This window comes from Neisseria sp. N95_16 (assembly GCF_002551535.2).
GTDB lineage: Bacteria > Pseudomonadota > Gammaproteobacteria > Burkholderiales > Neisseriaceae > Neisseria > Neisseria brasiliensis.
Map to the genome: position 1 here is coordinate 1 of NZ_PDBT02000011.1, position 25,138 is coordinate 25,138.

Genomic DNA, 25,138 nt, shown 5'->3' on the forward strand with positions numbered 1-25,138 from the left:
CTGTTGTGCTTTTCGGTAACAGTAGGTTCCGTTGACGGAATGCCGTCTGATTTCCCGACTGACGGTGGCGGGATGACAACCGATGTTCTGTGCGATTTGGTTTAGGGGTAGGTTGCGGTAATGTCTGGAAATGTAGTATCTTTGGTGTGAGGTCAGTTGTGTGTAGGCCATATTGCAATCTTTCTTGTCAGGAAAGGCAGTATACTACCGCATACTGGCCTTTTCTGTTATTGGAAATTGCACTTGTTAGGCGAATGTAAGGAGTTGTAAAATGAAAAAGCAGATTTCAGCTTTGATGATTTTGTCTGTGATGGCTGCACCTGTAATGGCGCAGGAGGCAAATAAGCAGCCATTGAAATTGAACACAGATGATAAAGTGCAAACGTTATTGACTGAAAATCCGATGAAGTTTGAACATCAGGTTTTTGATGTGAAGCAAGATAAGCCTATGCAATTGGCTGAACTTTCTCAAAAAGAAATGAAGGAAACGGAGGGGGCTTTGGCTCCTTGGGTAGCTGGTGGTGCCATAGGCGGTATTGTAGGAGGGGCAGGATATGCTTGGGGAGCCTATAAAGGAAACTATAAATGGGATAATGCTAAGTTTGCTGGTAATGTAGGTACTGGTGCAGTAATTGGGGCTTCATTTGGTACTGCAGGAGCTATTGCTAGTGGAGGAGCAAAATTTATCCCAAGCCTTACAAATGCCGGCGCAAATGTATGGCGGGCTAATAGTGCCATTGCGAATAATGGTGCTAATCGTGTTTGGCGCAGATAATCTAACTTTTTAAAGAGGTGACGACATTGTTCGTCACCTCTTAATTAGGAATACAATGATGTCTGATTTATTGGCAGCCATTTTAGGCCATCTGTCTGCAAAATATAGTCAAAAGAAAATAAGTAGATTTGCATTATCTTTTGCTGCCGCAGTTTTTTTCTTTTGCGGATACTTCGTTTTGGATATATTTAATGCCGTAAAAAATGGCAATGATATTGGCTTTGAATTTTTCACTATGTTGATAAGAGATTTGGTTTTATTTTCTGCCGCATTATTCCTGATTTGTTATGTTTTTTTATGGTGTGCCGAAAAAGTAGAGAAACAGATAAAAAAATAGCAAATGTTTGAAGTGCAGGAAAACAAGCCGTTGCAGTTGGCGGAATTGTCGAAGCAGGAGATGAGGGAAACCGAGGGGGCTTGGGCACCTTTTGTGCTAGATGCATTAATTGGGGGTAATATTAGTGCATGGGGCAATCACGGCGTAAGCTACTATCGTACCGGACAACCTGCTTCTACCCGTAGTACACTAGCAGCTGTATGAGGAGGTATGGTGGGTGGTGGATATACTAATGCTATGCTGCGCGGTGCAGGTATTTCAACCAAAACTTTTGCTAAGGAAGCATGGAGGAATGGAAATGCAGTGCCTAATACTGTCATTCGTGCCAATGCGTTTGGATTAAATCAATCTTCCAGTGCGGCATTGGGCAAGCATAAAAGATAATTTATGGAAGATAACCTTCTTATTTATTTATTATCAGGGATATTTGGTAGTGAGTTAGCCAAATATATTACTGAAAATAACCGAACGATAAAAGTTCCACCTATCTTGCTGTATGCCGTATGTTTTTCATTGGTCTACAGTATAGCTGTTGGTTTTTCGGCTATCGTATACTTATTAAAAGGATATGAGATTGCATGGAAAGGTATCGGTATTTTTAGTATGTCGGTCAGTTTTGTTATCAGTATTTGTATCTATTTTCTAGATAAGATTAGGGGTAGTAAAAGAGAATAATCTAAGGTTGTCATGTTAACTATAGCAAGCGTAGCAACTGTATTTTTGCCTGACGGGGTTAAAAATACAGTTGCTACGTCCGCTTAATGACAATATCCCTACCGCCTCGCCCGATTTTCAGATTCGGGGTTACGCTGTTTGAAGAATTATTAAGGAAAGGAAAGTGATGAACTATGCCGGTTTTTGGCTGCGCTGTGCGGCCAATTTGATTGATTGGCTTATTCTTATGCCCGTCATTCTGTTTGCGCTGTATCTGATTTACGGGGCGGAGTATTTTACCTATATCCCCCAAGACGGCAGCCTGTTTTATTCACACGGTTTTGCCGATGTGTTTTTCAATTATGTTTTCCCCTTTTTATGTACGCTGTTTTTTTGGCTGAAATTCTCCGCCACGCCGGGTAAGATGTTGTTGGGCTTGAAAGTGGTGGGTGCGCAGACAGGGGAAAACATCGATTTTCGACAGTCGCTTATCCGCTATATCGGTTATATTGTGGCTATGATTCCGCTATTCTTGGGCTATTTTTGGGTTGCTTTCGACAAGCGCAAGCAGGGCTGGCACGACAAGATGGCGGGGACGGTAGTGGTGCGCGTAGGTAAGGTTGGCCGCCAAAAGGCGGAGTAACCGTACCTGCGTGTTCTAATCATTTGCGGTTTTTGTTGGGTTTGCACCCTGACTTACCTGCTGCCCTGCAATAGCTTGTATTCGGAAAAGGCCGTCTGAAAACATTGTTTGATTTTTCAGACGGCCTTTGTCAAAGGAAAATATTATGAAGCACTGTCTTTTAATCTGTTTATGCCTGCTGCCGTCCATTACCCATGCCGCGCTGCCGCACGATAATCCTTTGGCCTACGGCAAAATCAAGGTGCAGAGTTGGAAGACAAAACGTGATTTCAATATTGTGAAGCAGGATTTGGATTATTCTTGCGGCGCGGCTTCGGTGGCGACGCTGCTGAATAATTTCTACGGGCAGAAGCTGACGGAAGAAGAAGTGCTCGACAAAATGGACAAAACGCGCGAACGGGCTTCGTTTGAAGATATGCAGCGGATTCTGCCGGATTTCGGTTTTGAGGCGAAGGGTTATGCGCTGTCGTTCGAGCAGTTGGCGGCTTTGAAAATTCCGGTGATTGTGTATTTGAAATACCGTAAAGACGACCATTTTTCGGTGTTGCGCGGTATATCTAAGGATACGGTTTTGCTGGCCGACCCGTCGTTGGGGCATATTTCGATGGGTAAAGCGCAGTTTCTTGATGCATGGCAGACGCGGGAGGGAGATTTGTCGGGGAAGATTTTGGCTGTGTTGCCTAAGGGCATGGACATTCAAAGTAATGCTGCGTTTTTTACGCGGCAGCCGAAGCGGCAGACTGAGTTTGCGGTAACGCAAGTGAAAAGCCGCAGGGCAGATTAAATCAGGCCATATCAGGAAAAGGCCGTCTGAAAATGTAGTTTTTCAGACGGCCTTTTTCTTTTTGATTTACGTCATGAAATCAGTATTCAGTTGAAAAATTTCATTTTAATAAATATAACCTTATTGAAACAGAATATTTTGATCTCGGCATGGTTGCATGATTTGTGCTAAATTTATGGTGAAATTTTGCTGAAAATTTTCTTATCTGTTTACATTTTATCAATTGAAAGGTGACAAATGGACGGTTGGACTCAAACCCTCAGCGCGGGGACGCTGTTGGGGATTGCGGCAGCGGCGATTGCGCTGATTTTGGTATTGATTGTGAAATTCCGCATTCATGCTTTGGTAACGCTGGTGTTGGTGAGCCTGTTGACGGCGATTGCGACCGGCTTGCCGATGGGTGCGATTGTGAACGATGTGCTGGTGAAAAACTTCGGCGGTACGCTCGGCGGTGTAGCGTTGCTGGTTGGTTTGGGTGCGATGCTCGGTCGCTTGGTGGAAACTTCGGGCGGCGCGCAGTCGTTGGCGGACGCGCTGATTCGCGTGTTTGGTGAGAAACGTGCGCCGTTTGCGCTGGGTGTGGCTTCGTTGATTTTTGGTTTCCCGATTTTCTTTGATGCGGGTTTGATGGTGATGCTGCCGATTGTATTTGCCACCGCACGCCGTATGAAAGCGACTGTGTTGCCGTATGCGATGGCATCGATTGGTGCGTTTTCGGTGATGCACGTTTTCCTGCCGCCGCATCCGGGGCCGATTGCCGCTTCTGAATTTTATGGCGCCAACATCGGTCATGTGTTGCTGATTGGTTTGCCGATTGCCGTGATTACTTGGTATTTCAGTGGTTATTTGTGGGGTCAGATTTTAGGTCGTAAGTTTAACGTGCCGGTGCCGGATTTCTTGAGCGGCGGGGCACAAGACAATGATACGCCGAAAGAGCCTGCTAAAGCGTCAACCATTATCGGCATTATGCTGATTCCGATGCTGCTGATTTTCTTGAATACCGGTTTGGCTACTTTAATCAGTGAAAAAGTGGTCAGCGCCGATGAAACTTGGGTACAAGCATTGCGCATGATTGGTTCGACACCAATTGCCCTTTTGATTTCCGTATTAGTAGCTCTGTATGTGTTGGGTCGCAAACGCGGTGAAAAAGCCACGGCTTTGGAAAAAACCATCGACGGCGCGTTGGGTCCGGTGTGTTCGGTGATTCTGATTACCGGCGCGGGCGGTATGTTTGGCGGCGTATTGCGTGCCTCGGGCATCGGCAAAGCGCTGGCTGACAGCATGGCCGATTTGGGTATTCCAGTGTTGCTGGGCTGCTTCTTGGTGGCTTTGGCATTGCGTATCGCGCAAGGTTCTGCTACGGTGGCCTTAACCACTGCCGCAGCCTTGATGGCGCCTGCGGTGATGGCGGCCGGTTTCAGCGATTGGCAATTGGCTTGCGTGGTATTGGCCACGGCAGCCGGTTCGGTGGGGTGCAGCCACTTTAACGATTCTGGTTTCTGGCTGGTTGGTCGCTTGTTGAATATGGACGTACCGACTACCCTGAAAACATGGACAGTCAACCAAACCCTGATTGCCCTGATTGGTTTTGCCTTGTCGGCATTGGCCTTTGCCATTGTTTAAGGAGAACAACATGACTGTACATTTTGTAATGATGGGCGTATGCGGCTGCGGTAAAACCACAGCAGCCTTGTCGCTGCAGAAAACCTTGGGCGAATGCGCCTATGCCGAAGGCGACGAATTTCACACCCAAGCCAACCGCGACAAAATGGGCGCTGGCATTCCGTTAACCGATGAAGACCGCTATCCGTGGCTGGGCAACCTGCGTGATTGGATGACAGAGCAGGCGCAAGCCGGTGCGGTGTATTCGATTGTGACCTGTTCTGCGTTGAAAAAACAATACCGCGATATTTTGCGCGGTGCAGAAGGCAAAGTGGCCTTTATCCACCTAACCCCACCGCAAGCAGTGAACCTCGAGCGTATGATGTCGCGTAAAGGGCACTACATGAAGGCTGATATGCTGGATTCGCAATTGGAAATTCTGGAAGAGCTTGAAGCCGACGAATACGGCGTGAAAATCGATAATCCGGGTTCGCCGGATGCGGTAGAAGCCGATATCATCGCTTGGGTGAAAGCAGAAGGCTTGTTGCCGAACGTGTAATTCATCAATGCAAAGTCTCAGGCCGTCTGAAACATCGTGTTTCAGACGGCCTTTTTTATCGATTCATTTTATAGATTCATTAGAGCAACAGATTAAAACAGCTTTTGCGAATCCAACAGCAGCGTCACCGGCCCGTCATTGCACAGCGTCACCTGCATGTGTGTTTGAAAGCGGCCGGTTTCTACGGTCAAACCGTGTTCACGCAGATATTTTGCAGTAAGTTGATACAAAGCATCGGCTTGGGCAGCAGGGGCAGCATGCGAGAAAGAAGGGTGGCGGCCGCTGCGGGCATCGGCATATAAAGTAAATTGCGACACCAATAAAACCGAGCCGCCGACATCTTTAAGCGACAAATTCAGCTTGCCATTTTCGTCTTCAAAAATACGCAGATTGGCGGCTTTATCGGCAATGTAGCGGGCATCGGCTTCGGTGTCGTCGTGGGTCACGCCCAGTAAAATCATGAAGCCGTTGTCGATTTTGCCGCTGGTGTCGCGGCGGTTGTTTTCAACAATATCGACTTGGGCACGGGTTACTTTTTGAATCACTGCGCGCATGATGTTCCTTTGTAAAGTTTTAGGGCCGTCTGAAAGCCAGTATGGGATAATCTTTTAATAAGTGCGAAAAACGCATCATAAAAGATAAAAAGAGTGTTGAATAGAAAAAGGCCGTCTGAAAAACTGAATTTCAGACGGCCTTTTTCAATGCCTTAATGCATCATTGTTGGTTGATGCCGTTGGCTTTCAGCAAGTCGTCAATCTGACGGCGTACTTTTTGCTGCTTAGCCTGTTGCGCCAATTGGTTGCGCACCAATTCAAACGGTTGCGCCTCAGGATTGCGCTCGACTGCGCTGAGTTTAAACAGATAAAACTGATCTTGTAGTTTCACCGGCTGATGCGTCACATCACCACGGCTCATCGGCTCAACAATTTCAGCCATGTACGGCGGCAATTGTTGCGGCATGATGAATTCGTTGAACGCTTGTTCCGGATTCGGATAACGCTTCATCAAATCATCAAACGACAAGCCTTTACGCAGCAATTCCAGTGCAGCGTGGGCTTCTTGCTCGCTCTTGAAGCTCACTTGCTGCAATTTAATCATGCGCGTTTGCTGATCGTAGATTTTATACAAATCGTTGTCGTCAACAGTGGTGTTGCGTTCCAAATATTGCGCGTATTGCGTGGCGTAAAACTGGGCTTCCATGGTTTGGAATTGGTTTTGCACTTCGGGGTCTTTATCCAATCCGACCTTGATAGCCTCGTTTTTCAACACTTCAAACGTTTGCAACTGACGCACCACATCCTTGCGGATGGCCGCGCCATCCGGCTTGGATGTTTGGTTGGGATGTTGGTCGGCCTGACGCAACACTTCTTTCACCATGCTGTCGATGCGTGCGGCAGGGATTTCCGGTGCTTTGGCAATTGCCAATCCGGCCACCGCTGCGGCCACAATGCCGGCAACCGCCGTTTGATACTTCATCGTTTACTCCGTTGCTGAATTATTTGGCCGGTTTGATGTCGGCTTTTTGCAGCAGCGATTGCACTGAAGCATCAATGCGGGCAGCTTGCAAATCGCGGCCGATGTCGTTTTTAGCCTGATCGTAAGTTGGCAGGGTGATGTTGCGGCGGTCGTTTACATAGAATACGCCGTAAAGATTGCCGTTTTGCAATGGCTTGGCAGTCACACCGCCTTTTTTCAGGTCTTTTACTGCGTCATACAAAGGTGGCGCAGATTGTTGCAAGTCTTTCAGCGGTACATACGCATTCGGAATGCTACCGCTTTGTTTGGCTTGCGGATCAATCGAGTATTGTTTCACTACGCTGCTGAAGCTTTTCTTAGCTTTCAAATCGGCGATGGCTTTTTCGGCATCGGCGCTGTTGTTGGTCACGATTTCGCCCAATTGCACTTCTTGCGTGCCTTTGTAGAATTTGCTGAAGTCGTCGTAAGCGGCTTTAACGTCTTTTTCCTGCACCGGATTTTGTTTGGCCACATGGGCGGCATAGGCTTGGCCTAACAATTCGCCTTCAAATACGGCCCATTCAGTTTTGAAGTTGGCTTTTTTGGCTGCGCCGCTTTTATTGGCCGCATCACGCGCTTGTTGCAAGGCTTGTTTGTATTCCGCGCTTTGGTCTAATTTCAAGCGTTTCGCTTCTTGGCCGACCACGGTGGAAATCACTTGGCGTTCGGTCAGGTTGCGGCGCAGAGCAGGGGTATCTTGCACTTGTTTGTTTTCAGCGCGAATCGCTTTCACTTGCGCATCAATCACGCTGCTGTCGATGGCTTGGCCGTTTACGGTCACTAAGGTTTGCGCCAACAGGTTGCCTGAGGCAAGGGCGAACAATACGGCCGAAGCAAAATAGGTTTTTTTCATAAGTTTCTCAATTTGTTGTTAAATCAGTTGAAATATTCATCAGGGGTAGCCGCTTTGATGCTCAAGGCATGAATCAGGCCGTCTGAAAATAAATCGTTTAATAAGGTTTTAACCATGCGCTGGCGGTTGAGACGACTGACATCGTGAAAGGCTTCGCTCACAATTAATATTGCATAATGCCCACCGCCTTTGTTGCCCGCGTGGCCGATGTGGAGATGGCTTTCGTCTTCAAACTCAAAAAGCTGGTAATCCAAGCTTTTCAGACGGCCTTCAATTTCTGTCTGCATATCCATGATTACAGGCCGAACACCGGTTTAAACGGTTTGATTAAAATTTCTTCATACACGCCGGCATCGACATAAGGATCTTTTTCTGCCCATTCCTGCGCCGCATCCAGCGATTCGAATTGCGCAATAATCAGGCTGCCGGAAACGCGTTCTGGATTATCCGGCAAAGGATTTGGGCCGGCGGTCAGCAAGCGGCCTTCGGATTTTAAGGCTTCCAAACGTTGCAAATGGTCAGGGCGCGCCGCCATGCGGGCTTCGTGTACGTCGTCGCCATCAGTGGCCAATAACATGAAATATTGCATAAATGTATCCTTTTGATGAATCGGTGTCGGCAAAACCCGATACCGCAGATTAGGCTTCAGACGGCATAAGAGAAAAGGCCGTCTGAAAGTATTTATCTTATCACAGCTCAAGCGCTTGTATGAAGATTCTCATTTTATTATTCTTAAGTAAGATAGCAATCAATTTTAATGAATAGCTATCGTTCATCATACAAACCTGCTTAGGCTTTTGCATCTTTTTCGTTATTGCTCGCATGCGGCTTTGCATTCGGATGCACGGTATTTGCACATTTTAAAGATTCAAGCATTTCAGACGGCCTGTTAGCTAATTAAGCAGGTGATTATTCCAATGTATTTGCAAAAAGGAAACGATAGTCGCTATAAAGTTGCAATTTTCCTGTCAATTTTTAACTTAATTTATCAGATGACTTGGCAGACAGGTACTTTAGAATATATCATCACGAGATACACAGTTTAAGCACGGATTATGCAGACGCGCTGCCATTTCAAACAGGGGATTAAGTTTTGAAAAACCACCATAAAATTAAATTAATCGTCGCTTCCGTGGCATTGATGACGTCATTTAGTGCCATGGCCGGATTGGGCGGGTTAAATGTTCATTCACATCTGGGCGAACCTTTCTCAGGCACCATCACCGTCACCGGAGATGAGGCTAAAGCCTTGCTCAACGGTGGTAAAGCTTCGATTTCCAACGGTAATCTGCGCGCCAGCATCCGCAAAAGCGGCGGCGACAAAGCCGTGGTTAATATCCGCTCGTCTAAGCCGATTCAAGATCCCGTATTGATTTTTCAGGTCAGCGTCGGCTCACAATCGCGCGAATACACCGCCATCATCGATCCGACAGGCTACAATTCTAAAACCGACAGCGCTGCCACCCGTGTACACAAAAACAATCAAGTTAACCGAGTAGAAGCTGCCCCGGCCGCTACGTCGGTTGACCGCCAAGCTGCCCGCGAACGCATTAATCGGGCCATTGGCAGCAATAATACACCGGCCGCCCGCAACGACAAGCCGGTACGCCGTGCTGCCAATGACACCAAAGCTGCCAAACCAAAACCACAACAACAATACAGCGGTATCGTTTACGGCAAACGCCACTTGGTACGTCAAGGCGAAACCTTAACCGGTATTGCCAGTCGTGTTCGTCCGCAAGGTATGACCTTGGCGCAAACAGTTCAAGCTTTGGTAAACGCCAACCCGGATGTATTCATTAATAATGATGCCGACCGCATGTTGGCCGGTAAAATATTGAGCATTCCGAATCGTGGTGAATTCCAAAACTATGCCAACCAAGCAGCTCCAGCGGCCAAGCCGGTAGAAAACCAACCGGCAACTGCGACGCCAACCGAAGCGCCGGCAGAAACTCCTGCGGCAACTACCACTACGCCAGCCACTACTGCCGAACCAACGGTACCAGCTGCCGATCAAGCTGCTTCTCAAGCAGAGCCTGCTGTAGCGGCTGCTTCTCAAGCGGTTGACAATGCAGCTGCTATCGCTGCATCAGAGCCGGCCGTAGCCTCAGAAGCCAGCGCAGTAGAGCCTGTTGCTCCGGCAGTAACCGAACCTGCCTCACCACAAGAAGAAGTCACCGACTCCAGCGATAACAGCTTATGGCGCTGGTTGTTGTTGGGAGGTGCAGCATTAATCGCTTTGTTCTTCTTGTCTAAATTATTGGGTAAACGCAAAGCCGAGCCTGCAGCAGAATCTGTGCAGCCGGTAGCCAAAGAAGAAACATTTACCCCTGAAGCCTACACGACCGCATACAAACCATTGTCTGAATCAGAGCAACCTGTTTCCAATGCGGCCAAAACCGCAGCGACTGTAGCCGGTGTCAGTGCAGCAGCCACAGCAGCGGCCGCCTATGTAGCTAAGAAACCGGATGACGAATTAGAAGTAGAAGACGATTTCGGCGACGATATCTTCTTTACTGAAGTGCAAGAAGCGCCGGTTGCCAAACAAGGTGATGTCGATGTGGACTTAAATGCCATCGATACTGCTCAAGCTGCGATTGTATCCGGTGCGGTAACGCTTGATGAAGAAACCGAAAAACGCCGCAACGCCGATTGGGACAGCATCGAATCCACCGAAAGCGTTTACGAGCCAGAGCCTGAAAATCTGTATGCTTCCGCTGAAGCTGTTGTGATTGAAGAGCCTGCTGCGCCGGTTGCCGATGCTTTCGTCACAGAGCAGCCGTCTGAACGCGAATCTTGGGATTTTGAAGTAGAAGAAGCCAAGACTGAAGTTAAAGAAAAAGAATGGGATTTCTTTGCTGAAGATGCTAAGGTTGAAACCGAATCAACCGATAGTAACTTGGCTACCGTAGGTACCGCTGCTTTGGTTGCGGCCGGTGCGGCTGCAGGTGCAAAAGCGCTGGCAACGGAAGCTGATAAAGCTGATGATGAAGCACCTTTGGAATTCGTTCAGCCAGAAGTAGAGCCGGAGCCGGTGATTGATGCCACTTTTGAGCCAAGCCCTGAGTTGCGTGATGAAGCTGTCGAAACAGAAATGGCGGCCGAGCCTGAGTTATTTGATATTCAGCAAGCCGAAGCCTTGTCATTCCAAGATGCGGAAGAGTTTAATGTTGAAGTAGCGCAAGTGGCTGATGCTGATGAAGCCATCGAATGGGACAGCATTTCTTTGGCCGATACCGCCGACAGCAGCCGTCGTGAATCAGGCTTTATTTCAGAATCTGTTGGCATGACCGCACCATTGGAAGCCAAATACGAATTGGCGAAAATGTATGTCGAAATCGGCGACCCTGAAGCAGCTCGCGAAACCTTGCAAGAATTGCTGGAAGAGTCAGATGGTGCGATTTTGGCTAAAGCGAAAGCCATGCTGGAAGAATTGAACGCTTAAACGTGCACCAAAGTGTTAAATATAAAAAAGATGCTGTTTTTCAGACGGCATCTTTTTTCTTTATATAGAATATATAACCCAACAATCCAATCATCACATTCACTATGCTAGAAAATCCCAATAAGCAACGATGGGCATTAACCTTATCTTATGATGGCAGCCGCTTCTATGGCTGGCAAAAGCAGGCGGGGGACGTGCCGACGGTTCAGACGGCCTTAGAACACGCCATTAGCCTGATTGCCGGCGAACCCATTTCCGTGATTGTTGCAGGGCGCACCGACACAGGCGTACACGCGACCGCGCAAGTCGTGCATTTTGATACCAGCGCACATCGGCCGCCGCAAGCATGGATAAGAGGCGTAAACGCCCATTTACCGCAGGGTGTCGCCGTATGGCATGCACAACAAGTAGCACCGCATTTTCATGCCCGCTTTGAGGCCTATGGCCGACATTACCGCTATCTGTTGCAATCCGCCCCTGTTCGCTCGCCCTTGCTGGTCGGCAAGGTGGGGTGGACGCATTTGGATTTGGATATCGAATTAATGCAGCAGGCAGCGAAATTATTGGAAGGTGAAAAAGACTTTTCCAGCTTTCGCGCTTCCATGTGTCAGGCAAAATCTCCCATTAAAACACTGTATCGCGCCAATATTAGCGGCACACCCGAATTGCTCAAACTAGATTTACACGGCAATGCCTTTTTGCACCATATGGTGCGCAATATTATGGGCGCATTGGTCTATGTTGGTAATAAGAAACTCAGCGTTGACGATTTTGCCCAGTTAATTGAAGAAAAAAGCCGTCTGAAAGCCCCACCCACCTTTATGCCTGATGGGCTGTATTTAACCGGTGTCGATTATCCGAATGAATTTAATATCATCAAAGCAGATATGCCGGTTTGGTTGTAAGTGCATTAAGCTGGCCATGTAAACACCATTTTTTAATTGGATAAAGAGGCTATAAGAAGAGTGGATATGGTTTTGCGTTAATTGGCAATAAGGAAGTCAAAGAATCTGTGTTGTAAAAATGCACAACGACTTCTATATGAATTAATAATTGATTTATAAGAAAATTTTCTTAATTTTTAGAGGGTGATTTCAAGCATTTTGGGCAGGGATAACGCAATTGATGTCTATAAAGTTTGTTTTTTTAGAAGGGAACAATTATAGTGACACTCATGGAATCGCTGATTCCAGCGATAATGTAAGGCCTAAGCGGATTCTATCCGGTCTGCTTAAGTTAATTTTCATGATAGAAAAGGAATACAGCAATGAAAAAAACTCTGATTGCTCTGACTTTGGCAGCTTTGCCTGTAGCAGCTATGGCTGATGTGACTTTGTACGGTCAAATCAAAGCAGGTGTTGAAGTTGGTCAAACCAAATTCAAAACTTCTGAAGGTACTCAAAAAGACCATACTACTAGCGAAATCGCTGACTTCGGTTCACGCATCGGTTTCAAAGGCCACGAGCACTTGGCTGACAATCTGAACGCCATCTGGCAGTTGGAACAAGAAGCTTCTGTCGCCGGTAACAAATCAGGCTGGGGTACTCGTGAATCATTCATCGGTTTGGAAGGTGGCTTCGGTAAAATCCGTGCCGGTAAATTGGATTCTTCTGTGAAAAACACCAGCGATGCAATCGACCCTTGGGAATACAGCAACCCAGCTTTGGGCTTGGGCATGTTTACCCGTGTTGACGAGCGTGCCGTATCTGTACGTTACGACACTCCGGTATTCGGCGGTTTCAGTGCAAACGTTCAATACACCCCACGTGACAACGGTACTACTGTTCGTGGCATTAACCCTACTGGTGCAATTGATGGTCCTACCAATCCAACTAATGGTCGTGATGATGCTGCTGGTGATACTTCTACCTACTACGCTGGCCTGAACTATGAAAATGCCGGCTTCTTCGGTCAATATGCTTACGGTCACAAGCACTCTGCTTACGTAACTAAATCAGGCGAAAGCAAATCAGGCCAAATCCACCGTGCGGTAGTAGGTTACGATGCCAACAACCTGTTGGCCGCTGTGGCTTACCAATACACCAATGGTTGGGATAGCAAAGACAGCTACATGGCTGCTTTGCGTGGTGGTGGAGAACGAACTGATGATGAAATTGTTAGAGACATTTCAGTTGGCCTGAAACAACACGAAGCTGCTGCGACTGTTGGCTACCGCTTCGGTAACGTGACTCCACGTATTTCTTACGCTCACGGTTTCAAAGCTAAAGGCGATAAATTGACTCAAGACCAGCGTAAAGCTACTGAATATAACCAAGTAATCGTTGGTGCTGACTACGACTTCTCTAAACGCACTAGCGCGTTGGTATCTGCAGGTTGGTTGAATGCCGGTAAAGGCAACCACAAAACCGAAGCTACTGCCGGTATGGTTGGTCTGCGTCACAAATTCTAATCTAAATCGATTAGTCTAAAATAAAAGAGTCTGCTTCGGCAGGCTCTTTTTTATTGTTGGTAAGCTGAATGTATTTGTGTGTGCTCTCAATAGATAAAAGGCCGTCTGAAATATTTCAGACGGCCTATCAGCATATTAACGCATTATTTAATAATTTGGTTCAATTCGCCTTTGGCGTATTTTTCTGCCATTTTTTCCAAAGAAATCGGCTTGATTTTGTCGGCTTGGCCTTCGCAGCCGAATGCCAAGTAGCGGTCAATGCAGACTTGTTTCATGGCTTCAACGGTTTTGGCCAAGTATTTGCGTGGGTCAAATTCGGCCGGATTTTCGGCCATAAAGCGACGGATTGCGCCGGTTGAGGCTAGGCGCAAGTCGGTGTCGATGTTGACTTTGCGCACGCCGTATTTAATGCCTTGCACAATTTCTTCAACCGGTACGCCATAGGTTTCGCCGATGTTGCCGCCATGCTCGTTGATGACTTTCAGCCACTCTTGCGGTACAGAGCTTGAGCCGTGCATCACGATGTGGGTGTTGGGCAGGGCTTCGTGGATTTCTTTAATGCGGTCGATGCGCAATACGTCGCCGGTTGGTGGGCGGGTGAATTTATATGCGCCGTGGCTGGTACCGACTGCTATCGCCAAAGCATCCACGCCGGTGTCGCGCACAAAGTTCACCGCATCTTCCACGCTGGTGAGCATTTGGTCGTGGGTCAGTTTGCCGACTGCGCCTACGCCGTCTTCTTCACCGGCTTCACCGGTTTCCAAGTTGCCCAATACGCCGATTTCGCCTTCAACCGATACGCCGCAAGCGTGGGCGAAGTTAACAACGGTGCGGGTGACGTCAACGTTGTATTCGTAAGTAGAAGGTGTTTTGCCGTCTTCCATCAATGAGCCGTCCATCATCACAGATGAGAAGCCCAATTGAATCGAGCGTTGGCAAACATCAGGCGATGCGCCGTGATCTTGGTGCATCACCACCGGAATATGTGGAAATTCTTCAACGGCGGCTAAAATCAAATGACGTAAAAAAGGTGCGCCGGCATATTTGCGCGCACCTGCACTGGCTTGCACGATGACCGGTGCATTCACTTGGTCGGCAGCTTCCATGATGGCGCGCATTTGTTCGAGGTTGTTGACGTTGAACGCAGGCAGGCCGTAGCTGTTTTCTGCTGCATGGTCCAGCAATTGGCGCATGGATACAAGAGCCATAAGAATCTCCTAAAGGTAGTGTGGGAATAAACGATAGCCAAATTATAATCGCTTTTTCCTTAAAAGACTACATAAGGCTACATGCATTTCATATATTAATAACATTCGTTTGAGATGAATTTGGCTTCATGCAAACCATCGGTAAATATTTGCGATTAGCGTAAGATAGTAGATAATAATGGTTCGATAAAGGCCGTCTGAAAAGACAAAGGAACCCTATGCCACGAATCATTGTAGCCACACCCGATGATATTTTGTTTACTACGCAGATGACTGTGCAAATCGGCGACATCAATTACGGCCGGCATTTGGCCAATGATGCTGTGCTTCGGCTTTGCCATGAAGCGCGTATGCGCTGGCTGAAGCAGCAGGGCTGGAGCGAGTTGGACGTGGGCGGTGCGGGGTTGATTATGGCCGATGCCGCGGTGCAGTATTTGGCGCAGGCGCATCATGGCGATGATTTTCGCATCGACATGGGCGCGGCGGATGTGGGTAAAAGTGGCTTTGCGTTGCTTTATCACTTGATTCGTGAGTCGGACAAAAAATCAATCGCCCGCGTGCAAACCGGCATGGTGTGTTTTGATTACGCCGCGCAACGCATCTGCCGCTTGCCTGAATCGCTAAAAGCAGCATTGGAGGCCGTCTGAATATGAAACAGGCGCAATTTTTCGCGCAGCAAGAAGCGTATTTGGCGGATTTGCAGCAGCAAGGCAAGTCGGCGCATACGCTTACTGCCTATCGGCGCGATTTGGCGCAATTGCATGATTTGCTGGCAGCACGGCAGTCTGAAAACGGAGACATTACCCGTGCAGATATGGTGGCGGTATTAAAAAAATTGTCGCAGCAAAATTTGGGTGAACGCAGCTTGGCGCGTAAATTATCAGTTTGGCGGCAGTATTGTGCGTGGCTGATGAAGCATGGTTTATTGGAAAAAGACCCGACCCACAATCTAAAAGCCCCTAAGCCGCCGCAACGCCTGCCCAAAGCCTTGCAGCAGGAGCCACTCAATCACTGGCTGGATAACGATGACGACGATTCCGATTTGGCCGTGCGTGACCGTGCGGTGTTTGAGTTACTCTACGGCAGCGGCCTGCGTTTGAGTGAAGTGCATGATTTGAATCTGGCCGATGTGTTGCTGGATGAAGGTTGGGTGAGCGTAACGGGTAAGGGCAACAAGCAGCGCCAAGTGCCGCTGGTGCAGAAAAGCCGCGAAGCCATTGCAGCTTATCTGCCTGTGCGCATTGCTGCTGATGACGAAACGGCTTTGTTTACCGGCAAAAACGGTAAACGTTTGGGACAGCGGCAGATTCAGAAGCGTTTGGCGCAATGGGCAGCCAAGCAGGTCAGCGGGCAACATTTGTCGCCGCACATGCTGCGTCACAGTTATGCCAGTCATTTGTTGCAAGCTTCGCGCGACATTCGGGCGGTGCAGGAATTGTTGGGACACAGCAATCTTTCCACCACGCAGATTTATACCAAGCTCGATTTTGACCATTTGGCGCAAGTGTATGATGAAGCGCATCCGCGTGCCAAACGGAAAACTGAAAAATAAAAGCAAAGGCCGTCTGAAAATGTGTTTCAGACGGCCTGATACCTTTGCAAAATCCCTATCTTTGGCACATTTCTTCGTTGTGCGCTGCTCGAAAGCTTGCCTATCTAAGTGATATGTCTGCGCTTTCTGTGCTGCTACAACTTTGAACTGTACTCAAATCTAGGGTTTTGCAAAGGTCTCGGCATTTGAGTCATTGGCAATTATTTGGCAGGCATGCAACCCTGTGCCAACAAGTGATCGACGATGCCTTCTTCACCGGCACCTTCAACCTTTTCATGGCGCACGAGAAAGCCGTCGCTTTCCTGATAAAAATCGGTTTGCACGAAATTACTGATGGTCCACGTTAATTCGCCATTGCTGAATGCGCTCAAATCTTCGTCGCTTAATTCAGGGCTGTAAGGTGCGCTGATGTTTAAGCCTTTGTGGCGGATTTGGGCAGTTGAGCCGGCATCGCTTTGATAATAGCGCACATCGATTTTTTGATTTTCTTCGCAAGTGTAGCTCTGCCATTTGGCTTGGTTTTGCGTGCTTAATTCGCCACCCAAGTGTGGCACCGGTGCAGAAGCACTGATATCCGAGGCAGCCACATTCGAAGCGGCGACATCAGAAGCGGCGGAAGCCATTGAAGCGGCGGTGATTGCGGTGTATTCCACCGTTGACGCGGCCTTTGGTGTCGATGTCGCCGCCGGCGTGTTGGTCGGCTCGGAAGGCGAACAGGCTGCCAACGCCAGCAGCAGCGGCAGAGAGTAAAAAAATTTCATTGCTGACATATCAAACACTTATTCGGTAAACGTTGCCGACAGTCTAGCATGAAGCGGCGAAACTTTCACGGCCTAAGGCAAAAGCGGCCGTTTTTCCCTTTTTCAGACGGCCTGTAAAATTAGGCTGATAAATCGGCTAAAGTCTTGCTATAATTCTTCATTACACCAATAAGTCCCCCCAAAACACACCATGAGCCATACCCCATTATTAGACCTCATCGAACAGCCGCAACAATTGCGCGCGCTGGATAAAGACCAGTTGCCGCAAGTGGCCGACGAATTGCGTACTTTTTTGCTGGAATCGGTTGTCAGAACCGGTGGCCATTTCGCCAGCAATTTGGGGGCAGTCGAATTAACAGTTGCGCTGCATTATGTGTATCACACGCCCGATGACAAGCTGGTGTGGGATGTCGGCCATCAAAGCTATCCGCACAAAATCCTGACCGGCCGCCGAAACCGCATGCACACCATCCGCCAATACGGTGGCTTGGCCGGTTTCCCTAAGCGCAGCGAATCCGAATACGATACTTTCGGCGTGGGGCATTCATCGACTTCCATCGGCGCGGCACTCGGCATGGCGATTGCCGACAAGCTGCAAGGTTTGCCCAATCGCAGCGTAGCGATTATCGGTGACGGCGCGATGACGGCAGGTCAGGCGTTTGAAGCCTTAAACTGCGCCGGCGATATGGACGTGGATTTGCTGGTGATTCTCAACGACAATGAAATGTCGATTTCGCCGAATGTCGGCGCGTTGCCGAAATATTTGGCCAGCAACGTGGTGCGCGATATGCACGGTTTGCTCTCGACCATTAAGGCGCAATCAAGCAAGGTTTTAGACAAATTACCCGGCGCGATGGAAATTGCGCAAAAAGTCGAACACAAAATCAAAAGCATGGCCAGCGAAGCCGACCATGTAAAGCAGTCGCTTTCTTTATTTGAAAACTTCGGTTTTGAATATACGGGGCCGGTGGACGGTCATGACGTGGAAAAATTGGTGGACGTATTGCAGGATTTGCGCGGCAAAAAAGGCCCGCAATTGCTGCACGTGATTACCAAAAAAGGCAACGGCTACAAGCTGGCGGAAAACGATCCGGTGAAATACCACGCCGTATCTGCCAAGCCGCAAGCGCAAGTTACCGAAGCGAAACCGGCCGCCGCCAAGCCGACCTATACCGAAATTTTCGGTCAATGGATTTGCGACCAAGCAGCGGCCGATCAGCGTTTGGTGGCGATTACCCCGGCCATGCGCGAAGGCAGCGGCTTGGTGGAATTTGAGCAGCGTTTCCCTGAGCGTTATTTTGATGTCGGCATTGCAGAGCAGCACGCCGTGACCTTTGCCGGCGGCTTGGCTTGCGAAGGGGTGAAGCCGGTGGTGGCGATTTACTCTACTTTCCTGCAACGCGCTTACGACCAATTGGTGCACGATGTTGCCCTACAAAATCTGCCGGTGATGTTTGCCATCGACCGCGCCGGTGTGGTGGGCGCCGACGGGCCAACCCATGCCGGTTTGTATGATTTGAGCTTCTTGCGCTGCATTCCGAATATGGTGATTGCCGCGCCGAGCGATGAAAACGAATGCCGCTTGCTGCTCTCAACCTGTTATGCGTTGGATGCGCCGACCGCCGTGCGTTATCCGCGTGGCAGCGGTTGCGGTGCCGCCGTTTCAGACGGCCTTGAAACGGTGCCGGTAGGTAAAGGCGTGTTGCGCCGCGAAGGCAAACAAACCGCCATTATTGCTTTCGGCAGCATGGTGCAGCCTGCCTTAAAAGCTGCCGAAGCATTCGATGCCAGCGTGGCGGACATGCGCTTTGTGAAGCCGATTGACGAAGCCTTGATTCTTGGGTTGGCACAATCGCACGATTATTTGGTAACCGTAGAAGAAAACGCCGAACAAGGCGGTGCGGGCAGTCTGGTGCTGGAAGTATTGGCGAAACACAAAATCTGCAAGCCTGTGCTGGTGTTGGGCGTGGCCGATATGGTGACCGAACACGGTGATCCGGCCAAGCTGCTTGACGATTTGGGCTTGAGTGCCGTCGCGATGGAAAAGCGCATAGGCGAATGGTTGGCAGCATAATTTGCTGATCAGGAATAGTGTATAGTCGTTTCAAAATAGAAATAAGACAAGGCGACAGCGACCGCCGTGTACACTGAGTACATAAGGGAGCTGGCAACGCCGTATTATTTTTATTTTAAACGACTATATGAAAAAGGCCGTCTGAAAGATGATTTTTCAGACGGCCTTTTTGTATGTGATGATTGTATATAAGTTTCGCATAAGCTTTTTTAAATCAGTAATTTTGACTTTTATCAAAGCTAAATGGCATAGTCGGACTATAATGGTTCGCAACACTCCCCAACTCAGAAGGAATGAAAAAATGGAAGTCTTTGCGGAACTCTTTAAATCGCCTGTGGGCATTTTATCGTTAATCACCTTATTGTCGATTTGTGTGATTGCAGCGTTTTTATTTTTCTGGGTGAAAAAGCAAGCGGATAAATCTGCCAAGCTGTAATTGCAGCAAAAGGAACAAACCATTTATATCAAAGCAAAGGCCGTCTGAATGCGTTTCAGACGGCCTTTGTCGCATTTATGTGCTTACAACCACGACAACACTTCCACTTCATCATCCATATGCACGCGGCCTTGGTTGAGCGCCACCAGATTGATGCCGAAAATCGCTTTGCGGGCAACGGCAAGGGTGGAAAGCGGCTCTTGCTGCGGATGGCGGCAGCCTGAAACCAAATCTACCGTGGTCATCACGCAGCGGACACAGGGTTTGAAATGCTCGAATTCGACTTTGCCGATGCGGATGCGTTGCCATTGTTCTTCTTCAAACGCCTTGCCGCCATCTACTGTGAAATTCGGGCGGAAGCGCACCATTTCCACCGGTTCGTCAAGATAAGTATTCAGTTCCGCCAATGAAGCGGTATGGGTCAGCAGATAAGGCGCGCCGTCAGCAAAAGACAGCGGCGTTTGCGAATGCGCCAAGATGCGGCGGCTGTGTTTGCCCAGCCAATGCAGGCGCGCTTCGGTGCCGAGTTGTTCGCCCAGCCAAGCATTGATGGCGTGGTCAGTGGTGCATGCGGCAAAGCGGTCTTTCCATACCGTGACTTCGCTTTCCTGATTCATCTCTTGCACCGAAACCGTTTGGTGGCTGCCATCAGGCGCGGTAAGCGTGAGGCCGTCTGAATCGGCTGAAGTTTGCCACAGCAGCATGGCTGGGTGTTTGCGTGCGGTGAGCATATTGCCGTCGGGGGCGGTGACGAGCCATTCGCGGTCAAGTGGCAGGCCTTGCGGCGTGATGTCGGATTCGGTTAACGCATTGCCGCCCATGGACTTGACGGGGTAGCGGTGGAGGTCGATTAAACGCATGATGGGGATTTCCTAAATATCAGGCCGTCTGAAAGCATAATCTTTCAGACGGCCTGATTGTTTTTACAAGCGTGTCACGCTCAATACGCCTTTGACATCGGTCAGGCTGGCCAACACGCGCGGTAAGTCGTTGACTTGACGCACTTCCAGCGTGAAGCGCATGCTGGCTTCCAAGTCGCGGCTTTGTGTTTGCACGGCGGTGACGTTGAGTTTGTGGCGAGCCAAAGCATCGGACACATCGCGCAGCAGGCCGTTGCGGTCTTGCGCGCGGATTTCCACGTCCACCGCGAAGACTTGGCCTTCCTGTAAGGCTGCCCAGCTTGCGTTCAACACTTTATCCGGTGATTGTTCGGCCAAATGCTGGAAGGAAGGGCAGGTTTTGCGGTGTACCGAAATACCGCGCTCGCGAGTAACAAAGCCGATGATGTCGTCGGGCGGGGCGGGTTTGCAGCACTTGGCTAATGTGGTGAGCAAGCCATCTTCGCCGTCGATAAGCACGCCGTTTTTGCCGCCTTTTTTGATTTTCGACTGCTTGACGATGGTGGTTTCGTCTACCGGCACCGGCGGCGGTTCGTTCAGCGTGCCGCAGGCTTTCTGAATCGCGCGCGGCGAGATTTCGCCCTGACCGATGGCGGTGTATAAATCATCGAGCTTTTTGAAGCCGAGTTTTTCCGACAAATCTTGCAGATTCGGCTTCGGATTGATTTTCACCAGCTGCTTGTCGAGCTGGGCGCGGCCGTCTTCTTTGATCGCATCGGCGTTTTGCTGACGGATAAACGAGCGGATTTTGCTGATGGCTTTGCTGGATTTCACCCAGCCTTCATACAGCCAGTTGACCGACGGATTGCCTTCTTTGGCGGTGATGATTTCCACGCGCTGGCCGTTTTCCAATGCGGTGGAAAGTGGCACGATTTGGCCGTCGACTTTCGCGCCGCGGCAACGGTCGCCGATGCTGCTGTGCAGGGCGTAGGCAAAGTCGATGGGGGTGGCGCCGGCCGGTAGCGACAACACTTTACCGTGTGGCGTCATCACATAAATGGTGTCTTGGAACAATTCGGTTTTGAAGGCGGAAGCCAAGTCTTCTTTACCGCTTTCGGCCATGTTTTCGCGCCAGTCGAGCAGTTGGCGCAGCCAAGCGATTTTTTGTTCGTAAGCCGAATCGCCTTTGCCGCCTTCTTTGTAGCGCCAGTGGGCGGCGACACCGAATTCGTTGAATTGGTGCATGTCGAAAGTGCGGATTTGCACTTCCACGCCTTTGTCTTCAGGGCCGACGATGACGGTGTGCAAACTCTTATAGCCGTTGCCTTTCGGGTTGGCGATGTAGTCGTCAAATTCGCCCGGAATCGGCTGCCACAAGCTGTGCACAATGCCTAGCGTGGTGTAACACTCGGGTACGGTATCGACCAAAATCCGCACGGCGCGAATGTCGTAAAGCCCATCGAAACTGAGCTTTTTCTTGACCATTTTTTTGTAAATGGAATAGATGTGTTTCGGGCGGCCGGCCACTTCGAAATGCACGTTGTATTTGGTGAGTTCGCCACTCAAAATATTCAGGAAATTTTCAATGTATTCCAGCCGTTCGGTGCGCTTTTCGTCTAAAAGCTGCGCGATTTCGCGGTATTTTTCCGGCTCTTGGTGGCGGAAGCCCAAATCTTCCAGCTGCCATTTGAGCTGCCACACGCCCAAGCGGTTGGCCAAAGGCGCGAAAATATCCAGTGTTTCTTTGGCTAATTCGCGTTTTTCCGGTGAATCTTCCTGCGAGCCGATGTATTGCATGGTGCGCGTGCGCATGGCGAGCTTAATCAACACCACGCGGATGTCGGTCACCATCGCCAGCAGCATTTTGCGCATGGTTTCAGCCTGTTGTGCACGCTCTTCCGGCGTGGCCAAGCTATCGACCTTGGCAAACTGGGTCAGCTTTTGCACTTCGTCGATGCCCTTAATCAGCTCGCACACAGTAGCATTACATTGCTCGGTGACGGTTTCTTGCCAATGGTCGCAATAGCTGGAAATGTCGGCCAAGATGGTGGCGGCCACGGCATCGGCGAGCAAATCCATTTCGTTGACCATCTTCGCCGCGCCCATCAGATTGCCCAACACAGGTTCGCCGCTGACGGTTAAGGCATCGTGCGGATAGTATTGCTCGGCCAGATTTAAGGCCGTCTGAAGCATTTTGGCATCGCGTTCTGATTGTTTGGCCAAATAGGGCGCAAACCAACTGCGGTATTGTTCGAGATTCGGCGCGATGTTGCTGGTGGTGGAGATTCCGTTCATGGCGTAGGGAATAATTCGGTTACGGAAACGTCATTGTAACAGGATTGGCGGATGTTAATAATAGCTATTGGTGCTATTGATATACTAAACTTTCGGCCGAATCAGGCCGTCTGAAAAGGTGGATGCTTGTTTCAGACGGCCTGAAGTGATAAGGTAATCATGTTAATTTTTGGAGCCTTATGATGAAACTTTATATTTACGATCATTGTCCGTTTTGCGTGCGCGCCCGCATGATTTTCGGTTTGCGCGGTTTGCCGTTGGAAACGGAAAATCTGATGAACGATGATGAAGCCACGCCCATCAGCATGATTGGTGCCAAACAAGTGCCGATTTTGCAGAAAGAAGACAGCTCATATATGGGCGAGAGCTTGGATATTGTGCGTTATGTGGATGAGCAGGCCGGTCAAGGCCGTCTGAAAGAAGACATCCGCCCTGAATTGCAGGCTTGGTTGGACAAAGTCGGCGAATACAACAACAAACTGGTGCAGCCGCGCACGGTGAAAATCGGTTTGCCGGAGTTTGCCACACCGGAAGCGGTGAAATATTTTGTTGATAAAAAAGAGCAGAATATCGGCAATTTTGAGACCAATCTCAACAAAACCGCGCAATATATTGAGCGCATCAATGCCGATTTGTTGGAGCTTGATGGCTTAATCAGCAACGAAGGCGTGGGTGTAAACGGCGAAGCGGCGATGGAAGATATTTTGCTGTTCCCGATTTTGCGCAACCTGACCGCGACACGCGGCATCGAATGGCCGCAAAATGTGATGGATTATCTGATGCGCATGAGCGAAGCGGGCGACGTGGATTTGTATTTTGACCGCGCACTGTAAGAGCTAAAATATCAAAGGCCGTCTGAATAAGTAAGGCAGCGAAATCATGGATTTCTGCCCGACCTGTTCAGACGGCCTTTGTTTTCAAGTTGCTCTTAACGGCGTTTCCAGGGAGTAAAAAAGCCGTTATCTTGATTTAATGCTGCTTATTGTGCAGCAGAAGCAGGTGCGTCAGCAGGAGCTTATTCACCGGCTTTGCGTTGGAAGCCTTTGTCTTTCATGCAGGCATCAAACGCGGCGCGGTCAGCATTTTCACCGGCAGCTTGTTGGCATTGGGCAATGGCTTCTTCCACGCTGATTTGCGGAGCCGGATTTGGTGCTTCAGCAGTTTTGCTGCTTGAACACGCGCTCAACAGCAGCGCAGCGGTCGCAACGGAGATAAATAAAGTTTTCATATTGTATATTCCTATATTATTGATGTTTACCGGAGTTTTCGGTAGTTGCAGAATCGAGTCTGCAAGGTGATTGAGTGGCAATGATGGGATTTAGTTTCATTTTGCGGTGTAAAGTTTGCACCATTCAAAAGACATAATCGTTAATGACAAAAATGAAATATCTATCCACTCAATAGCTTGCAGCGTTAAATTCTACAGTTATTATTACAGAATCATGGCAGCAAAAACAATTATTAAATAATAAAACACGCTACACACAATGGAAAAATCTGCGCCGAGATTGACGATGAGAATACCGCGTCAGTACAATCACGTTTCAAGATTGGTTTGACCAATTTTGCCGATTTGCACACACCACACATACAGAAAAATCATGACAAAATTAGTACGTCCGCAAAAGGTCAGCGACCAAATATTGGCGGTTTTGGAAGAGCGCATTGCCGCCGGTGAATATCCTGAAGGCCAGAAGATTCCGCCCGAGCGTAGTTTGGCTGAAGAGTTTAATGTTTCACGCCCATCGGTGCGCGTGGCCTTGAATGTGTTGATTGCCAAGAATGTTTTGGAAGCGCGGCAGGGCGATGGTTATTATGTTTCTGCCAAAACGCAGCAGGATTTTTTGGCCGATTGGCAGGCTTTGTTGGGCAAGCATTCCAATTGGGAACGCGATGTGTACGATTTCAGTTGCCACATCGAAGGCTGCATGGCGGCTTTGGCGGCCGAGCGGCGCACCGATACTGATTTGAAGCGCATAGAATTTTGGTTGGCCAATTTTGAAACCGCCTGTCGTGAGGGCAATCTCGATCATCAGGCTGAAGCGGATTATTCGTTTCACCAAACCATCGCCGATGCCGCGCACAATATTTTGTTCAGTCATTTATCCGCCAGTTTGCTGAAAATGCTTTACGAGCAAACCCGCAGCGCCATCATTCATGCCGATCATGAATGCAACCCGCGCCCGACCTTAATTGCCCATCACCGCGCCTTGTATGAAGCCATTAAAGCAGGTGAGGCGCAACAGGCTGCGGACATCGCGCGCCGACATTTGGATTTTGTGTCGGAACGGATTAGAGAAGGGCGCGAATATCAGAGCCGACGAGAGCATGCTGATACCTTGGCGCAGCATGATTGGGATAGAGTTAAAGGTTGGTGATTGAATAAAAAGGTTTCA

At 49.1% G+C, this 25,138-nt stretch carries 28 protein-coding genes; 17 read left to right on the forward strand and 11 right to left on the reverse strand.

All coding sequences use genetic code 11. The features are described from left to right. A partial coding sequence (locus CRG49_RS13830; RefSeq protein ID WP_157807888.1) for a helix-turn-helix domain-containing protein occupies positions 1–171 on the reverse strand: 171 nt, incomplete at its 3' end. Positions 172–271: 100 nt separating this feature from the next. On the opposite strand from CRG49_RS13830, the gene CRG49_RS02845 reads away from it, so the two are divergent. From CRG49_RS02845 to CRG49_RS02880, 8 genes are all read left to right on the forward strand, one after another. Then, positions 272–775 (forward strand): hypothetical protein, encoded by a 504-nt coding sequence (locus CRG49_RS02845; RefSeq protein WP_095501598.1) that lies wholly within the window; start codon positions 272–274, stop codon positions 773–775. A 58-nt stretch (positions 776–833) separates the two neighbouring features. Next, positions 834–1,112 carry a hypothetical protein gene (locus CRG49_RS02850; protein ID WP_154143217.1) on the forward strand — a complete coding sequence of 93 codons (279 nt, stop codon included), beginning with the start codon at positions 834–836 and terminating at the stop codon, positions 1,110–1,112. 210 nt (positions 1,113–1,322) lie between these two features. Next, positions 1,323–1,496, forward strand: coding sequence for a hypothetical protein (locus tag CRG49_RS13090; protein WP_154143216.1), 174 nt, complete (start codon positions 1,323–1,325; stop codon positions 1,494–1,496). Between the two features lie 3 nt (positions 1,497–1,499). Next, the gene (locus tag CRG49_RS02860; protein WP_095501601.1) at positions 1,500–1,787 is read left to right on the forward strand and encodes a hypothetical protein; all 288 of its coding nucleotides are present in this window, start codon (positions 1,500–1,502) and stop codon (positions 1,785–1,787) included. Positions 1,788–1,953: 166 nt separating this feature from the next. Next, positions 1,954–2,409, forward strand: coding sequence for an RDD family protein (locus tag CRG49_RS02865; protein WP_095501602.1), 456 nt, complete (start codon positions 1,954–1,956; stop codon positions 2,407–2,409). Positions 2,410–2,554: 145 nt separating this feature from the next. After that, positions 2,555–3,193: a C39 family peptidase gene (locus tag CRG49_RS02870; RefSeq protein ID WP_095501603.1), complete on the forward strand. Its 639-nt coding sequence runs from the start codon at positions 2,555–2,557 to the stop codon at positions 3,191–3,193. A gap of 237 nt (positions 3,194–3,430) precedes the next feature. Continuing rightward, complete coding sequence (locus CRG49_RS02875) at positions 3,431–4,816, forward strand: GntP family permease (RefSeq protein WP_095501604.1); 1,386 nt, start codon at positions 3,431–3,433, stop codon at positions 4,814–4,816. A 10-nt stretch (positions 4,817–4,826) separates the two neighbouring features. Further along, positions 4,827–5,354, forward strand: coding sequence for a gluconokinase, GntK/IdnK-type (locus CRG49_RS02880; protein WP_095501605.1), 528 nt, complete (start codon positions 4,827–4,829; stop codon positions 5,352–5,354). Positions 5,355–5,446: 92 nt separating this feature from the next. Here CRG49_RS02880 and dtd read toward each other — a convergent pair whose 3' ends face one another. The 5 genes from dtd to CRG49_RS02905 all read right to left on the reverse strand — a co-directional run bounded on the left by dtd (position 5,447) and on the right by CRG49_RS02905 (position 8,311). After that, on the reverse strand, positions 5,447–5,908 hold the full coding sequence (dtd, locus tag CRG49_RS02885; RefSeq protein WP_095501606.1) for a D-aminoacyl-tRNA deacylase: 462 nt from the start codon (positions 5,906–5,908) through the stop codon (positions 5,447–5,449). A 160-nt stretch (positions 5,909–6,068) separates the two neighbouring features. Next, positions 6,069–6,830 (reverse strand): peptidyl-prolyl cis-trans isomerase, encoded by a 762-nt coding sequence (locus CRG49_RS02890; RefSeq protein WP_095501607.1) that lies wholly within the window; start codon positions 6,828–6,830, stop codon positions 6,069–6,071. Positions 6,831–6,849: 19 nt separating this feature from the next. Further along, entirely contained in the window at positions 6,850–7,722 is an 873-nt protein-coding gene (locus tag CRG49_RS02895) for a peptidyl-prolyl cis-trans isomerase (RefSeq protein WP_095501608.1), read from the reverse strand. Between the two features lie 23 nt (positions 7,723–7,745). Beyond that, positions 7,746–8,015, reverse strand: coding sequence for a BolA family transcriptional regulator (locus tag CRG49_RS02900; protein WP_095501609.1), 270 nt, complete (start codon positions 8,013–8,015; stop codon positions 7,746–7,748). 2 nt (positions 8,016–8,017) lie between these two features. Further along, complete coding sequence (locus tag CRG49_RS02905; protein ID WP_095501610.1) at positions 8,018–8,311, reverse strand: YciI family protein; 294 nt, start codon at positions 8,309–8,311, stop codon at positions 8,018–8,020. Positions 8,312–8,815: 504 nt separating this feature from the next. On the opposite strand from CRG49_RS02905, the gene CRG49_RS02910 reads away from it, so the two are divergent. The 3 genes from CRG49_RS02910 to porB all read left to right on the forward strand — a co-directional run bounded on the left by CRG49_RS02910 (position 8,816) and on the right by porB (position 13,577). Continuing rightward, positions 8,816–11,167: a FimV/HubP family polar landmark protein gene (locus CRG49_RS02910; protein ID WP_095501611.1), complete on the forward strand. Its 2,352-nt coding sequence runs from the start codon at positions 8,816–8,818 to the stop codon at positions 11,165–11,167. 104 nt (positions 11,168–11,271) lie between these two features. Beyond that, a complete protein-coding gene (gene truA, locus CRG49_RS02915) occupies positions 11,272–12,072 on the forward strand; it encodes a tRNA pseudouridine(38-40) synthase TruA (RefSeq protein WP_095501612.1) in 801 nt (266 codons plus the stop codon). Between the two features lie 362 nt (positions 12,073–12,434). Beyond that, on the forward strand, positions 12,435–13,577 hold the full coding sequence (gene porB, locus CRG49_RS02925; protein WP_095501613.1) for a trimeric porin PorB: 1,143 nt from the start codon (positions 12,435–12,437) through the stop codon (positions 13,575–13,577). Between the two features lie 143 nt (positions 13,578–13,720). On the opposite strand, the gene fba is transcribed toward porB, so the two are convergent. Next, the gene (gene fba / locus CRG49_RS02930; RefSeq protein WP_095501614.1) at positions 13,721–14,785 is read right to left on the reverse strand and encodes a class II fructose-bisphosphate aldolase; all 1,065 of its coding nucleotides are present in this window, start codon (positions 14,783–14,785) and stop codon (positions 13,721–13,723) included. A 218-nt stretch (positions 14,786–15,003) separates the two neighbouring features. Between fba and CRG49_RS02935 the strand changes: the two genes are divergently transcribed. Both CRG49_RS02935 and xerC read left to right on the forward strand, forming a co-directional pair. After that, positions 15,004–15,432: a thioesterase family protein gene (locus tag CRG49_RS02935; RefSeq protein WP_095501615.1), complete on the forward strand. Its 429-nt coding sequence runs from the start codon at positions 15,004–15,006 to the stop codon at positions 15,430–15,432. Positions 15,433–15,434: 2 nt separating this feature from the next. After that, positions 15,435–16,337: a tyrosine recombinase XerC gene (gene xerC / locus CRG49_RS02940; RefSeq protein WP_095501616.1), complete on the forward strand. Its 903-nt coding sequence runs from the start codon at positions 15,435–15,437 to the stop codon at positions 16,335–16,337. Positions 16,338–16,537: 200 nt separating this feature from the next. Here the strand turns inward: xerC and CRG49_RS02945 are convergent, their stop codons facing one another. Then, on the reverse strand, positions 16,538–16,990 hold the full coding sequence (locus CRG49_RS02945; RefSeq protein ID WP_157807895.1) for a hypothetical protein: 453 nt from the start codon (positions 16,988–16,990) through the stop codon (positions 16,538–16,540). A gap of 298 nt (positions 16,991–17,288) precedes the next feature. Here CRG49_RS02945 and dxs point away from each other — a divergent pair, with 298 nt between their 5' ends. Beyond that, positions 17,289–19,172, forward strand: coding sequence for a 1-deoxy-D-xylulose-5-phosphate synthase (dxs, locus tag CRG49_RS02950; protein WP_095501618.1), 1,884 nt, complete (start codon positions 17,289–17,291; stop codon positions 19,170–19,172). Positions 19,173–19,473: 301 nt separating this feature from the next. Continuing rightward, complete coding sequence (locus CRG49_RS02955; RefSeq protein WP_095501619.1) at positions 19,474–19,608, forward strand: DUF3149 domain-containing protein; 135 nt, start codon at positions 19,474–19,476, stop codon at positions 19,606–19,608. An 83-nt stretch (positions 19,609–19,691) separates the two neighbouring features. On the opposite strand, the gene CRG49_RS02960 is transcribed toward CRG49_RS02955, so the two are convergent. Together CRG49_RS02960 and CRG49_RS02965 are read right to left on the reverse strand one after the other, a co-directional pair. Continuing rightward, positions 19,692–20,468 carry an MOSC domain-containing protein gene (locus CRG49_RS02960; protein ID WP_095501620.1) on the reverse strand — a complete coding sequence of 259 codons (777 nt, stop codon included), beginning with the start codon at positions 20,466–20,468 and terminating at the stop codon, positions 19,692–19,694. A gap of 63 nt (positions 20,469–20,531) precedes the next feature. Continuing rightward, entirely contained in the window at positions 20,532–22,742 is a 2,211-nt protein-coding gene (locus CRG49_RS02965; RefSeq protein ID WP_095501621.1) for a bifunctional (p)ppGpp synthetase/guanosine-3',5'-bis(diphosphate) 3'-pyrophosphohydrolase, read from the reverse strand. 182 nt (positions 22,743–22,924) lie between these two features. Between CRG49_RS02965 and CRG49_RS02970 the strand changes: the two genes are divergently transcribed. Continuing rightward, positions 22,925–23,575, forward strand: coding sequence for a GrxB family glutaredoxin (locus CRG49_RS02970; RefSeq protein WP_095501622.1), 651 nt, complete (start codon positions 22,925–22,927; stop codon positions 23,573–23,575). Positions 23,576–23,757: 182 nt separating this feature from the next. Here the strand turns inward: CRG49_RS02970 and CRG49_RS02975 are convergent, their stop codons facing one another. Further along, on the reverse strand, positions 23,758–23,970 hold the full coding sequence (locus CRG49_RS02975; protein WP_095501623.1) for a hypothetical protein: 213 nt from the start codon (positions 23,968–23,970) through the stop codon (positions 23,758–23,760). Between the two features lie 373 nt (positions 23,971–24,343). On the opposite strand from CRG49_RS02975, the gene CRG49_RS02980 reads away from it, so the two are divergent. After that, entirely contained in the window at positions 24,344–25,120 is a 777-nt protein-coding gene (locus CRG49_RS02980; RefSeq protein WP_095501624.1) for a FadR/GntR family transcriptional regulator, read from the forward strand. Positions 25,121–25,138: the final 18 nt, after the last annotated feature.